This window comes from Streptomyces sp. NPDC037421 (assembly GCF_055602105.1).
The window spans coordinates 77,058-89,369 of record NZ_JBVJWV010000018.1; the positions used below are offsets into that span (position 1 = coordinate 77,058).

Below are 12,312 nucleotides of genomic sequence, written 5' to 3' on the forward strand. Positions count from 1 at the left end.
AAGGACCGGGTGCGGACCCCGTCCATCGTATGTGCGAAGGGAAGGCCCCCGGCTCGACCTGTGACATATCAGTCAAACCGGGCGCATGCTTCCGTGGCGGCCCAGGGGAGCGGGCCTCAGTCGAACCGGGCCGCGAGCAGTACGACGTCCTCGGACTCCTCGCCCGCGCCGGGGCCCTCCGGCGGGAGCACCGTCTTCAGGATGTGCTCGCAGATGGCCGCCGGGTCCTCCCGCGCGGCGCGCGGAACCCCCGCGGCGGCCGCGTGCAGCCGGGCGTAGGCCCGGTCCATGGGGTCGCCGGTGCGGCGCAGCAGCCCGTCGGTGTAGAGAAGCACCGTTTCTCCGGGCGCGGGCTCGATCTCCACGCTCGGAGCCTCCCAGCACGCCAGCATCCCCAGCGGAGCGGAGAGGGAGGTCTCCACGTACTCGGTCCGGCGCTCGCCGATGAGCAGCGGCGGCGTGTGTCCCGCGCCGGCCAGGATGATCTTGCGGGCGGCGGGCTCGCAGTACGCGAAGAGCGCGGTCGCCGAGCGCGCGGGCTCGGTCAGGCGCAGCAGCAGCTCCAGGTCGGACAGGACCGCGACGGGGTCCTCCCCCTCCATCACGGCGTACGCGCGCAGCGAGGCCCGCAGCCGCCCCATCGCGGCGACGGCGCTCGGGCCGGAGCCGGTGACCGATCCGACGGCCAGCCCCATGGCGCCCTCGGGCAGCGGCAGCGCGTCGTACCAGTCGCCGCCGCCGCGCGGCCCCGTGCGGTGCCGGGCGGCGAGCTGGACCCCGGGGATCCGGGGCAGCCGGCTGGGCAGCAGTTCCTCGGCGATGGTGGCCAGCCGGTCGCGCGAGCGCGTGACCTCCACCATCCGGGCCAGGTGCTCGGCGGCGTGCCGGACGTACAGCCCGACCAGGTCGCGCTGGCGGTCGCTCGGCTCGGCCTGCTCGTCGTACAGCCAGACGGCGGCCCCGAGCCGGCCGGTGGCGTCGGCGGTCACCGGGAGCGCGTAGCTGGCGGCGTAACCGAGCCGCGCCGCGACCTCCCGGTGGCGCGGGTCGACGGGGGGCTCGTGGCCGCCGGAGCCGGCGACCGCCGCCGCGCCCGGCTCGGGCAGCACCTCGGAGCCGCCGTGGGCGTCGGGGAGCCCGTCGAGGATGCGGCCGTAAGAGGTGGCGCTGCGCGGCACCGTCTCGATGTGCCCGAGGTCCGCGCGGCCGAGCCCCAGGCCGATGGTGGTGGCGGGGCCGAGGCCGTCGGAGGGCTCCAGGACCACCAGTCCGCGGCGTGCGCCGACGAGCGCGGCTCCGGCGCGCAGGAACTCCTGGAGGGAAGAGTCGAGGTCGCCGGTCCGCGCGAGGCGCTCGGTGAGCTCGTGGAGGGTGGTGAGGTCGGAGACCATGCCCGCCAGCCGGTCCTGGATGACGCTGCTCGCCGCGGGTGACGCGCCCTGGGCGGGGGCGGTCCGGGTGGAGCCGGCAGAAGGTCCCGGCGCGGCCGTGGACGTGGACGTCGCGGAAGTGGAGCCGTGCGCGGGCGCCGCAGTGTGCGCTGACGCTGTAACCACTGGATCGATTCCAGCCACTTTCGGCAGATGCGGGGCGCTCATGGCGTCCGCCTTTCCACCTGGTGCGATTCGCCATATAGCATCGCAAACCCCCAGATCGTGCTGCGCCGCCATCAATGGATCCACATCTACACGCACACGAGGAGCGATGTCCAGCATTGCCCAGGCGGGAATACTGGTGTCCGTGGGACGGCAACTCACTGTCCAGCCGGGGCTAAAACTTGGCCGGAAAAAGTGCCATGCAGACGGTTTTTGCGATCGACTGGACAGGCGCTCCAGGGGCTCCGGGTACGTAATCGATGGTGCCCGGGGTCAGTTGACGCCCTCCCGCGCACCGCCGGGGAACCACCCGGCGCGGGTGGCCGTCCTTAGCGGCGGCAGCCGGTTTCGAGACCGGCGCGGGTCGCCCGGACCGCTCGCTCCGGGTCCCCGCCGGACGTTTGACGGACCCGTAAGAAAACTGCACGAACCGTGTGAACCTGCTTCTGGCGGACAGTGACGCGAAACGTGTACGTGTGGTGAAACACCGGATACATGGTGTGATGTGGCCCTTCGACGTTCAACGGAAAGGAACGAGCGCTCATGCGCGAGATCCTCGGAAGGCGTCTCCAGCGGCTCCGCGATCGCTTGAAATTCCCGCGGGCCGCCTCCCGCCCGGCCGTGGCGGGTGCGGACGGCGCGGCGGCCGCTTCCCTTCTCGACGGGGCGCTGACCTGCGCCGGCGTCTGGAACTGGCCCGTACTCCCGGGCGTCGGCCGGGCCGGCGCCGACAGTGCGCGGTGTGCCTGCCCCGACCCCGACTGCGTGGTGCCCGGCGCGCATCCCTTCGACCCCGGGCTGCTCGCCGCCACGACCGACGCCCGGATGGTGGCCTGGTGGTGGGCACGGCGGCCCGCCGCCCCGGTGCTGCTGGCCACCGGCGGGAAGGCGCCGTGCGCGGTGAGCCTGCCGGCCGGTGCTGCCGCGCGTGCCGTCGGGCGCCTGGACGCGCAGGGCATGCGGCTCGGCCCGGTCGTCGCCACCCCCACCCGGTGGTCCCTGCTGGTGGCTCCGTACTCGCTGGAGCGGCTCGGCGAACTCCTCTACGCGAAGGACCACGTGCCCTCCTCGCTGCGCTTCCACGGCGAGGGCGGCTACCTGCTGCTGCCGCCGTCCACGGCCAGCGGTGGCGGGCAGGTCCGCTGGGAGCGGGAGCCCGCGGCCGGGCCCGGGCCCGACGGGCTGTGGCTGCCGGAGGTCGAGACGGTCGTGGACGCGCTCGTCGAGGCGAGCAGTGGTGCGCCGGGCGGCGGCAGCCGGCTCGCGTACTGAACGTCAGGCGGCGGCAGAGGGCCGCCGCATCACTCGTACGGGTGCCAGCGCGACGGGTTTCCAAGGGAATTGGGCGCGGGGATCTCCGCGCCCCTTTCCCGCGTCGCTATCTTCGGCGAATGAATCTCCGCCTGATCGGTATCGGCGCCGGTGTGCTGATCATCTTGTCGCTTCCCCTGGCCGGAGCGATCGCCGGGCCGGATTTCGCCGGTCAGGGTGACGGAAAAGGCGGGGGGCTGCTCTCCTCGCTGGGCCTTTCCCACGCTTCCGGTGCGCCCGGCGGGGCGCGGTCCGCCGCGGCGCCCGCGGGGCCGGGACCGGCCGAACAGCCGCGTACCGACTCCCGGTGCGGACCCGAACTCTCCGCCCCGCAAGGGCTGGAGGCGCAGACGTGCGTCCTGGAGAGCGCGGGGCAGACCTGGGGCCGCAGCTACTACCGCAACACCAGCGGGCGCGCGCTGGACGCCGTACTGACCGTGATGGGGCCGGCCGGCCGGACGGTGCAGATCCGCTGTGCGGTGGGCGCGGGGGACGAGCCGGGGCTCTGCGAGACGCCCCGGGGTGATTCGGCGGGGGCGCCGCAGGACTACTCGGCCGTAGCGGAGTTTGCAGTTCCGGATGAGGAAGGGCGACTGCTCCTGCGGTCCGGGAGCAACTCACCGGGCCCGGGCGAAGGTTGAGCGCCACCGGAAAGACAAGGGCCCGGTCGCTGGCGACGGGGGATGCACCAGCGACCGGGCTACAAGAACGGTAACAAGAGATCGCCTGTTCGCAAATTCGATCTCTGATATTCAGACATCGATTTGCAGGCGATTAGCGGGAGTTGTGACCCCAGTCACCGGACCCGTGCGTGTCCGTCCGTCAGCTGAGCGTGATCTGGCGGTTGGTGAGGCCACCGCGCGCCCGGCGCTCCTCGGCGGTCAGCGGGGCCTCGGCGGACAGGGCCGCGGCCAGCCGCTCCGCGAACTCGGCGGCGGGCTTCTCCACGTCCTCCGCGGAGACCCCGGTCGGCAGGTCCCAGACCGGGACCACGAGGCCGTGGGCGCGGAAGGAACCGACGAGCTTGGTGCCCTCACCGAGGGAGGACGTGCCCGCCGCGTGCAGCCGCGCGAGGGCGTCGAGCAGCTTCTCCTCGGGGTGCGGCATGACCCAGCGCAGGTGGTTCTTGTCCGGGGTCTCGCACCAGTAGGCCGCGTCCACGCCCGTCAGCTTGACGGTCGGGATGGCGGCGGCGTTGGCGCGTTCCAGCGAGGCGGCGATCTCCGGGGAGGCGTTCTGGGCGTTTTCCGCCTCCGGAATCCAGAATTCGAAGCCCGTGTGCACAACCGGCTCGAAAACGCCGTCCAGGTCGAGGAGATCCTGAAGTCGGGGACCCTCGGCCGGCACCCGGCGGGCCGGGACCGGAGTGCCGGGCTCGGCGACGAGCGCGCGCTCCAGGGTGTCGGCCATGTCGCGGGCCAGGTCGCCGGTGGTCGAGTCGTTCTGGAGGGCGAGCAGGACCGAGCCGTCCTCGCGCCGCAGGGCCGGCCAGGCCATGGGCAGTACGGTCACCAGCGTGACGGACGGGACGCCCTCGGGCAGGGCGCCCTTGAGGGTCAGCGGGATGGTGGCCGCGGGGACGAGCTCGCGCAGCGCCACCCAGTCGCACTCACCCGGCAGTCCCTCGAACGGGCGCCGCACGTGCTCGGTCGCGGCGTGCGAGGCGGCCGCGCCGTGGCAGGCCTTGTAGCGGCGCCCGGAACCGCAGGGGCAGGGCTCGCGCGCGCCGACGACCGGGATCTCCCCGTTCTCGAGCTGGGGCTTCGCGGTCTTCGCGGCGGGGCGCTTCTTGGCCATCGTGGGTGTCTCCCGGTTGCGGCGGTACGGCGGTGTCTCTGGGCGCGAGCCTAGCCGTTCGTACCGCCGGAACCGGTGGGGTGCGGCCGGGAGCACGGTCGGCGTGCGCTCCCGGACGGCCGCCTGTGCGGATGGCCGGTGCTACTGGTCGTGCGGTCGGACCCGCTTCACGGATCCAGGTCGTCGAAGGCCGATGCGAAGTCCATCGCCGGGGCGGTGACGCGCGTAGCGAAATCCTCGTGCCGGGGCCCCCGGGCGACGATCACCCAGACGGTGACCTCACCCGCCGCTCCGTCCCGGACACCCCAGTCCTGGGCCAGGGCGCTGATGATGTTCAGCCCCCGCCCGCCGTGCGCGGTGACCGAGGGCGTGGCCGGGATCGGGCGGGTGGGGCCGCCGCCGTCCGTGACCTCGACCGTCAGTCGCCCCGCGGTGTCGACGCGCCACGCGGCGCGTATCTCCCCGTCTCCGATCTCATGCCGGCCCAGCGGCCGGCCGTGGCGGCAGGCATTGCTGAGCAGTTCGGAAAGGATCAGTACGGCATCGTCCACGACCGATTCGGACAGGCCGCTCATGCGCAGCTGTTCGCGCATCCGGCGCCTTGCCTCGCCCACGCCCGCAGGACCATGGCGTATGTCCATGCAAGACGACGTGGGCACTTCCTGTGCCATCACCAACGCCACCCCCGGAACCTCCTTAGCCCCACGCCATGGTCTGGATGCCCCAATGGCCTGGACCGGAAACCGCCATGACGAGGCCCTCTGACACCGTCCTGACGCATTCGTGACCGGCGGATGCGGAGCGGATGCGCCGGTGCACTCCCTGTCACGCACGGGGCGTGCGTGACGGGTGGGCAAAAGGGGACGTCAGCGTCCGAGTTGTGACAGAACCTGACGTGGCCTGTTCGTGATGATCGCTTCTACACCCAGATCAGCGCATAGCTGAACATCTTCGGGAGCGTTCACCGTCCATACGTGTACGGAGTGCCCGGCGGCCTGGAGCTTGCGGATGAAGCCGGGGTGGTTGCGCACGATCCGCATGGCGGGCCCGGCGATCCGGACCCCCGCGGGCAGCCGCCCGTCGCGCATCCGGGGGGAGATGAACTGCATCAGGTACACGGTCGGGACCGTCGGCGCGGCCGCCCGGACCCGGTGCAGGGAGCGGGCGGAGAAGCTCATGACCCGGACCGGATGCGGGCCCCGGGCGGGCGGGGCGTCCAGTCCGAAGCGCTTGAGGAGGAAGAGGAGGCGCTCCTCCACCTGTCCGGCCCAGCGGGTGGGGTGCTTCGTCTCGATCGCGAGCTGGACGGGCCGGCCGGCGTCGGACACCAGTTCCAGCAGCCGTTCCAGGGTGAGTACGGAGGTGCGCTCGGGGTCCGCGTCCCAGTCGGGGGACTCCTCGCGGTCCTTCCAGGAGCCGAAGTCGAGGGCGGCGAGATCGGCGAGCTCCAGGGCGGAGACCGCGCCGCGGCCGTTCGAGGTGCGGTTCACGCGGCGGTCGTGGACCAGGACCAGGTGTCCGTCGGCGGTCAGCCGGATGTCGCATTCGAGGGCGTCGGCGCCGTCCTCGATGGCTTTCCGGTACGCGGCCAGGGTGTGCTCGGGGGCGTCCTCCGAGGCGCCGCGGTGGGCGACGACCTGGATGGGGCTCGGCGATGCGTGGGTCACCCGGTCATGGTGCCACCGAGGAGGCCTGGCGCGTCGGGGTGAGTCCTGTGGGTGCGTCTGATATGTCGGATATAAAGGATGGGGGGAGATGCACAGGTCCGGCTTACAGTGCCCTGACGGGTCATGGGAAAGGCTTCGCCCTGGAACTTGTACGGCACCTCGAACGTTCAGTCGGACCGATGCCAGGTGGGTGTCGGGCCGGTTTCGCCCGATATGCCCAGTACCTGAGACGCCCAGAGCCTGTGCAGCCGTGTAAGCCTGTAAGCCGTGTGTGACGAGGAGAGAGCGCTGTGAGCACCGAGAACGAGGGCACCGCGGCCCCGACGCCCCCCGCGGCCCCGTCCGTACCCCCCGCGCCGGCCGCCTCCACCCCCGACCTGGCGAAGGCGCCGGCCGCTCCGGCTGGGCCCGTCGCGCCCGCCGCTTCCGCTGGGCCCGCCGCGGCGCCGGCGGATCAGGGGTACGCGCCCGGCGAGCCCGGGGCACCGGCCGCGCCGGCCCCGGCCCCGGCGTCCGCCCCGGCCGCCGAGCAGACCCAGCAGCTGCCCCCCGCCCCGGCGGCGCCGCCCGCCGCGCCCCCGGCCTACGGCTACGGCCAGACGCAGGCCCACGCCCAGAACCCGGCTCAGCCCCCGGCCCCCGCCGCGCAGACGGCGTACGGCGCCGAGGCGTGGCCCCCGCCTCCTCCCGCGGTTCCCGCGTACGGCGGCCAGGGCGGCCACGGCGGTGGCGCTTGGGGCGCCCCCCTCACCACCGACGGCACCCCGCCGCCCAAGCCGAAGGGCAGGGGCGGCATGATCGCGGCCGTCCTGGTGGCGGCCCTGCTCGCGGGCGGCGTCGGCGGCGGCGTCGGCTACTGGGCGGCCGAGCGCAACAGCAGCGGCGGCTTCGGCTCCACCACCATCACCGCGGGCAACACCCCTAAGGACCTCAAGCGCGACGCCGGCTCCGTCGCGGGCCTCGCCGCGAACGCCCTGCCCAGCGTCGTCACCATCGAGGCCTCGGCCGGGGACGGCGAGGGCGGCACCGGCACCGGCTTCGTCTACGACCAAGAGGGCCACATCCTCACCAACAACCACGTGGTGGCCTCCGCCGCGAACGGCGGCAAGCTCTCCGCGACCTTCTCCGACGGCAAGAAGTACGAGGCCGAGGTGATGGGCCGGGCCCAGGGCTACGACGTCGCCGTGATCAAGCTGAAGAACCCGCCCGCGGGCCTCAAGCCGCTGCCGCTGGGCGACTCCGACAAGGTCGCGGTCGGCGACCCGACCATCGCGATCGGCGCCCCCTTCGGCCTGTCCAACACGGTCACCACCGGCATCGTCAGCGCCAAGAACCGCCCGGTGGCCTCCGGCGACGGCTCCGGCGGCAAGAACTCGTACATGAGCGCCCTGCAGACGGACGCCTCCATCAACCCGGGCAACTCCGGCGGCCCGCTGCTCGACGGCCGCGGCGCTGTCATCGGCATCAACTCGGCCATCCAGTCCGCGGGCGGAGGCGGCGGCTTCGGCGGCGGTCAGGCCGGCTCCATCGGCCTCGGCTTCGCCATCCCGATCAACCAGGCCAAGAACGTGGCGGAGTCCCTGATCAAGACGGGCAAGCCGGTCTACCCGGTGATCTCCGTCTCCGTTGACCTCCAGGCCAAGACGAACGGCGCCAAGATCTCCGAGCAGGGAGCCCCCGCCAACGAGCTGGTCGACCCCAACGGCCCGGCCGGCAAGGCGGGCCTCAAGCCCGGCGACATCATCACCGAGTTCGGCGGCAAGCAGGTCGACAGCGGCCCGACCCTGATCAGCCTGATCTGGACGTACAAGCCGGGCGACACGGTGAAGATGACCTACCTGCGCGCGGGCAAGCCGACCACGGTCGACATCACGCTCGGCTCGCGCGTCGGCGACAAGTAGCGGCGGGCCGGGCCGCGGGCGCAGTGGTGAACAGGCGCTCGACAGTGGCTTGATGGAAGGGGCCGTGGGCGGGATTCCGCCTACGGCCCCTCCCAATATCTGCTTATGCTTCGCTCGTGTTCGATTCACGGCACATACGGACATTCCATGAAGTGGTCGCAGCGGGTTCGTACTCGGCGGCCGCACGCGTCCTGGGCTACACCCAGCCCGCGATCACCCAGCAGATGAAGGCGCTCGAACGCGCCGTCGGCACACCGCTGTTCACCCGCGTCGGCCGCCGTATGAAGCTCACCGAGGCCGGTGAGTCCCTGGCCAGGCACGCCGAGTCCATCCTCGGGAGCCTCTCCGCCGCCGAGGCCCAGCTGAAGGCGTACACGCGGCTGCGCACCGGGCGCGTACGGGTCTGCGGATTCCCCAGCGCCAATGTCACGCTCGTCCCGGAAGCCCTCAGCGGTCTGGCCAAGGACCATCCCGGAGTCCAGGTCGAGCTGCTGGAGGGCGAGCCGCCGGAGTCCCTGCGCAGGCTCCAGCGCGGCGAGTGCGACATCACCCTCGCCTTCACCTACCCGGGCCTGCACGAGGAGATCCCGGAGGAAGTCGCCGAGGTCAGGCTGCTGGAGGACCAGCTCACGGTGCTGCTGCCGACCGGCCATCCGCTGGCCCGGCGCCGCGCCGTGCACCTCGCCGACCTCGCCGAGGAGCGGTGGATCGCGGGTTGTCCGCGTTGCCGGGCGAACCTGCTGCACGAGTGCGCGGAACTGGGCTTCGTACCCGACATCCGCTTCGCGACCGACGACAACCTGGTGGTGCAGAGCCTGGTCGCGCAGGGGCTGGGCGTGGCGATGATGCCCGCTCTGGTGCTGCCCTCGCTCTCCCTCAGCCGGGTCTGCGGGCGGGCGCTGGAGCCCGCCGCCCGCCGCCACATCGCCGCCTACGTCTACCGGGACCACCTGCGGATCCCGGCGACGGCGGTGGTGCTGGACGAGCTGAAGAAGGTCGCGTCGAACCGTGTGGGCTGCTGATCCGGCAGCTCTTCGCGGTCCTCGATCCATAAGCGCTGCTTGGGATTTCAGGTCATAACTGTCGTTGGACGTGATGGATGCGCCGACGGACGCTGCTTGTATGACCACCACCACGCCGGCCCGTACGACCACGAGGATGGCCGCCCTCGTCACCGAGATCCGCAGCGTCGTGGACCGGGGCCTGGCCCCCGACCTGACCTCCTACCTGGTCGGGGAGCGGCTCGCCCCGCACCTGGGCGCGGCCGACCTGCTGACCGCGGAGCAGCAGGAGGGCGACCCGGAGCACTACCGGCAGCACATCCTGCACGCGGAGCCCGACGGGAGCTTCTCCATCGTGGCCCTGGTCTGGATGCCCGGCCAGGAGACCTGCATCCACGACCACGTTTCGTGGTGCGTGGCCGGTGTGCACCAGGGCGAGGAGAGCGAGCGCCGCTACCGGCTCGCTCCCGGCGCGGACGCCGCCCGCCTCGTGGCCACCGAGGACGTGGTGAACGCCCAGGGCGAGGTCTGCGGTTTCGCGCCGCCCGGGGACATCCACAAGGTCCGCAACTCCTGTACCGGCAAGGCGATATCGGTCCACGTCTACGGGGCCGACGTCTCCCGCCTGGGCAGCAGCATCCGCCGCGTCTACACGCTCCCCGTCGACTGATGGCCCTCCTCCACCGCCCCCAGAGCGAGGCGGTCCGCCATGTTTCACGTGAAACACCCACCCCTTGGCCCGGGTTGGGGATGGCTGCCGCCGGCGCGCTGGTGGCATGGGGCGTGCACCGGCTCGTGCCCGGCGTGCCGATGCTGACCGCCTCGGTGGTGCTCGGGATCGCCGTGGCCCACCTTCCCGGCGTACGGACCGTCGTACGCGGGCCGGCCCGCCCGGGCCTGTCGCTGGCCGGGCGGCGGCTGATGCGGATCGGCATCGTCCTGCTGGGCCTCGGCCTCGGGCTGGACCAGGTGCTCCGGCTGGGCTGGGCGACGGTGGCGATGGTGTGCGCCGTGGTCGCGGCCACCTTCTTCGGCACGGTCTGGCTGGGCCGCCGCCTCGGGCTCCCGGGGGACCAGCCCCTGCTCATCGCCACCGGGTACTCGATCTGCGGGGCCTCGGCCATCGGCGCGGTGAGCGAGGTTTCCGGCAGTGACGAGGAGGACGTGGCCGCCTCGGTGGCGCTGGTCACCCTGTGCGGGACGCTGGCCATCGCGGTACTCCCGCTCCTCCAGGGCCCGTTGGCGCTCTCGGACCCGGCCTTCGGGCGGTGGGTGGGGGCGAGTGTCCACGACGTGGGCCAGGTGGTGGCGACCGCCCAGACCGCGGGCCCCGGAGCCCTCGGTGAGGCGGTGCTGGTCAAGCTGATGCGGGTGGCCCTGCTGGCCCCCCTGGTGGCGGCGGTGGCCCTCTCGATGCGGGCCCGGCGGCGCGGCGTACGCACCTCCTCGGGGCGGCGTCCGGCTCCGGTGCCGCTCTTCGTCGCAGGGTTCCTGGCGGCGGCCGCCCTGCGCGCCACCGGCCTGCTGCCCGGCGTGGCGCTGGACTGGGCGCACACGGCGCAGGAGGCCCTGCTGGCGGCGGCCCTGTTCGGGCTGGGCAGCGCGGTCCACCTGCCGACCCTGGCCCGCACCGGCGGCCGCGCCGCACTGCTCGGGCTCGGAGCCTGGGTGGTGGTGGCGGGGGTCTCCTACGCGGGTGTGCTCGTGACCACATGACGGTTAGACACAAGGCGAGTTGGCCATTTCCTGGCCGGAACCGACCGAACGTCCGGACTGCCCCCTGACATCTCCGGGCCCCCGTGCGACTCTGCCCCCGCAAGCCGAACAGCCGATCCGCACCGACAGCTCTTCACCCCCACCCCTGCCCGGGTCACTCCGGCACGGGCACGGCAGAAGGAGTCCTGCGTGAATCGTCATCGCACGGCGGTGTCCGTCCTCCTGGCCGCGGGCGCCCTGCTCGCGGGGGCCCTGACGGCGGCCTCCCCCTCGGCGGCGGCCGAGTCGCCCTCCTCGTTCCGGCCCCGGCAGACCCCCGGCTTCTGGACCGCGGAGCGGATGCGCCAGGCCACCCCGCTCGACCTGGAGGCGACCCCGGGGGGCGCGCGCACGGCGCCCGCGAAGGCGGCCCTCCCCACCCGGGTGCCCCCGACCTCCCCCACTTCCGTCATGGCGTTCCCGCAGGCGGGCGGCGCCTGGACGGGCGGCGGGGCCGTGGTGAAGACCTCGGGCCGGGTGTTCTTCACCTTCCAGGGCCGCACCGCCTCCTGCTCGGGCGACTCGGTCACCAGCCAGAACGGCAGCACCGTCATCACGGCCGGCCACTGCGTGAAGTACCAGGGCACCTGGCACACCAACTGGATCTTCGTGCCCGCGTACGACAACGGCAACGCCCCGTACGGCCAGTGGCCGGCGGTCAAGACCTTCGCCACCGACCAGTGGGCGGCGAGCGAGGACATGAACACGGACGTGGGGCTCGCCGTCGTCGCCCCGCTGAACGGCCAGAAGCTCAGCCAGGTCGTCGGTGCCCAGGGCCTGCTGTTCAACGGCGGCTACAACAAGCGGATGTACTCCTTCGGCTTCCCCGCGGCGGCTCCGTACGACGGCACCAAGCTCGTCTACTGCAGCGCCAGCACGGGCAAGGACTTCCTGCTGACCAAGGACCACAGCATGGCCTGCAACATGACGGGCGGCTCCAGCGGCGGCCCCTGGTTCCAGGACTTCAACGAGTCCACGGGCCTCGGTACCCAGGTCTCGGTGAACAGCTTCGGCTACAACTTCCTGCCCAACACCATGTTCGGCCCCTACTTCGGCAACGAGGCCAAGGCGGCCTACGACAAGGCCCAGACCTCCTGACCCGGCCGACGGAAACTCCAACCCCACCCACCCCCACATCCCGGTACTCTGTACCGGCCAGGTGGGTTGCCCGAGCGGCCTAAGGGAACGGTCTTGAAAACCGTCGTGGCAGCGATGTCACCGTGGGTTCAAATCCCACACCCACCGCACCAGGTCAGACAACGTGCTGATCAGAAGGGGTGTCCCG

The 12,312-nt window shown here is 72.4% G+C and carries 11 protein-coding genes and 1 tRNA gene; 8 read left to right on the plus strand and 4 right to left on the minus strand.

What is annotated here, in order from left to right:
- Positions 1-116: 116 nt before the first annotated feature.
- Positions 117-1,715: a PP2C family protein-serine/threonine phosphatase gene (locus ACZ7IF_RS24345; RefSeq protein ID WP_470974855.1), complete on the minus strand. Its 1,599-nt coding sequence runs from the start codon at positions 1,713-1,715 to the stop codon at positions 117-119.
- Positions 1,716-2,138: 423 nt separating this feature from the next.
- On the opposite strand from ACZ7IF_RS24345, the gene ACZ7IF_RS24350 reads away from it, so the two are divergent.
- On the plus strand, positions 2,139-2,867 hold the full coding sequence (locus ACZ7IF_RS24350; protein WP_470974858.1) for a bifunctional DNA primase/polymerase: 729 nt from the start codon (positions 2,139-2,141) through the stop codon (positions 2,865-2,867).
- Positions 2,868-2,986: 119 nt separating this feature from the next.
- Positions 2,987-3,547 (plus strand): hypothetical protein, encoded by a 561-nt coding sequence (locus tag ACZ7IF_RS24355; RefSeq protein WP_470974861.1) that lies wholly within the window; start codon positions 2,987-2,989, stop codon positions 3,545-3,547.
- Between the two features lie 181 nt (positions 3,548-3,728).
- On the opposite strand, the gene ACZ7IF_RS24360 is transcribed toward ACZ7IF_RS24355, so the two are convergent.
- The 3 genes from ACZ7IF_RS24360 to ACZ7IF_RS24370 all read right to left on the minus strand — a co-directional run bounded on the left by ACZ7IF_RS24360 (position 3,729) and on the right by ACZ7IF_RS24370 (position 6,370).
- Complete coding sequence (locus tag ACZ7IF_RS24360) at positions 3,729-4,703, minus strand: DUF5926 family protein (protein WP_470974863.1); 975 nt, start codon at positions 4,701-4,703, stop codon at positions 3,729-3,731.
- A 167-nt stretch (positions 4,704-4,870) separates the two neighbouring features.
- A complete protein-coding gene (locus tag ACZ7IF_RS24365) occupies positions 4,871-5,431 on the minus strand; it encodes an ATP-binding protein (RefSeq protein ID WP_470975046.1) in 561 nt (186 codons plus the stop codon).
- 138 nt (positions 5,432-5,569) lie between these two features.
- Positions 5,570-6,370 (minus strand): glycerophosphodiester phosphodiesterase, encoded by an 801-nt coding sequence (locus ACZ7IF_RS24370; RefSeq protein WP_470974866.1) that lies wholly within the window; start codon positions 6,368-6,370, stop codon positions 5,570-5,572.
- Between the two features lie 290 nt (positions 6,371-6,660).
- Here ACZ7IF_RS24370 and ACZ7IF_RS24375 point away from each other — a divergent pair, with 290 nt between their 5' ends.
- The 6 genes from ACZ7IF_RS24375 to ACZ7IF_RS24400 all read left to right on the plus strand — a co-directional run bounded on the left by ACZ7IF_RS24375 (position 6,661) and on the right by ACZ7IF_RS24400 (position 12,272).
- Positions 6,661-8,271, plus strand: a complete 1,611-nt coding sequence (locus tag ACZ7IF_RS24375) for a S1C family serine protease (RefSeq protein WP_470974869.1) — start codon at positions 6,661-6,663, stop codon at positions 8,269-8,271.
- Positions 8,272-8,387: 116 nt separating this feature from the next.
- Entirely contained in the window at positions 8,388-9,293 is a 906-nt protein-coding gene (locus tag ACZ7IF_RS24380; protein WP_470974872.1) for a LysR family transcriptional regulator, read from the plus strand.
- A 100-nt stretch (positions 9,294-9,393) separates the two neighbouring features.
- Positions 9,394-9,942 carry a cysteine dioxygenase family protein gene (locus ACZ7IF_RS24385; RefSeq protein WP_470974875.1) on the plus strand — a complete coding sequence of 183 codons (549 nt, stop codon included), beginning with the start codon at positions 9,394-9,396 and terminating at the stop codon, positions 9,940-9,942.
- Positions 9,942-10,988, plus strand: a complete 1,047-nt coding sequence (locus ACZ7IF_RS24390; RefSeq protein WP_470974878.1) for a YeiH family protein — start codon at positions 9,942-9,944, stop codon at positions 10,986-10,988. The genes ACZ7IF_RS24385 and ACZ7IF_RS24390 overlap by 1 nt, the downstream gene beginning before the upstream one ends.
- A gap of 189 nt (positions 10,989-11,177) precedes the next feature.
- Positions 11,178-12,125: a trypsin-like serine peptidase gene (locus ACZ7IF_RS24395; protein WP_470974881.1), complete on the plus strand. Its 948-nt coding sequence runs from the start codon at positions 11,178-11,180 to the stop codon at positions 12,123-12,125.
- Positions 12,126-12,185: 60 nt separating this feature from the next.
- Positions 12,186-12,272 (plus strand) — tRNA-Ser (locus ACZ7IF_RS24400).
- The last annotated feature ends 40 nt before the right edge of the window (positions 12,273-12,312 follow it).

Coding starts and splice junctions, on each gene's coding strand:
- ACZ7IF_RS24345 (WP_470974855.1), bottom strand. CDS start 1,715: ATGCTGGACATCGCTCCTCGTGTGCGTGTAGATGTGGATCCATTGATG.
- ACZ7IF_RS24350 (WP_470974858.1), top strand. CDS start 2,139: ATGCGCGAGATCCTCGGAAGGCGTCTCCAGCGGCTCCGCGATCGCTTG.
- ACZ7IF_RS24355 (WP_470974861.1), top strand. CDS start 2,987: ATGAATCTCCGCCTGATCGGTATCGGCGCCGGTGTGCTGATCATCTTG.
- ACZ7IF_RS24360 (WP_470974863.1), bottom strand. CDS start 4,703: ATGGCCAAGAAGCGCCCCGCCGCGAAGACCGCGAAGCCCCAGCTCGAG.
- ACZ7IF_RS24385 (WP_470974875.1), top strand. CDS start 9,394: ATGACCACCACCACGCCGGCCCGTACGACCACGAGGATGGCCGCCCTC.
- ACZ7IF_RS24390 (WP_470974878.1), top strand. CDS start 9,942: ATGGCCCTCCTCCACCGCCCCCAGAGCGAGGCGGTCCGCCATGTTTCA.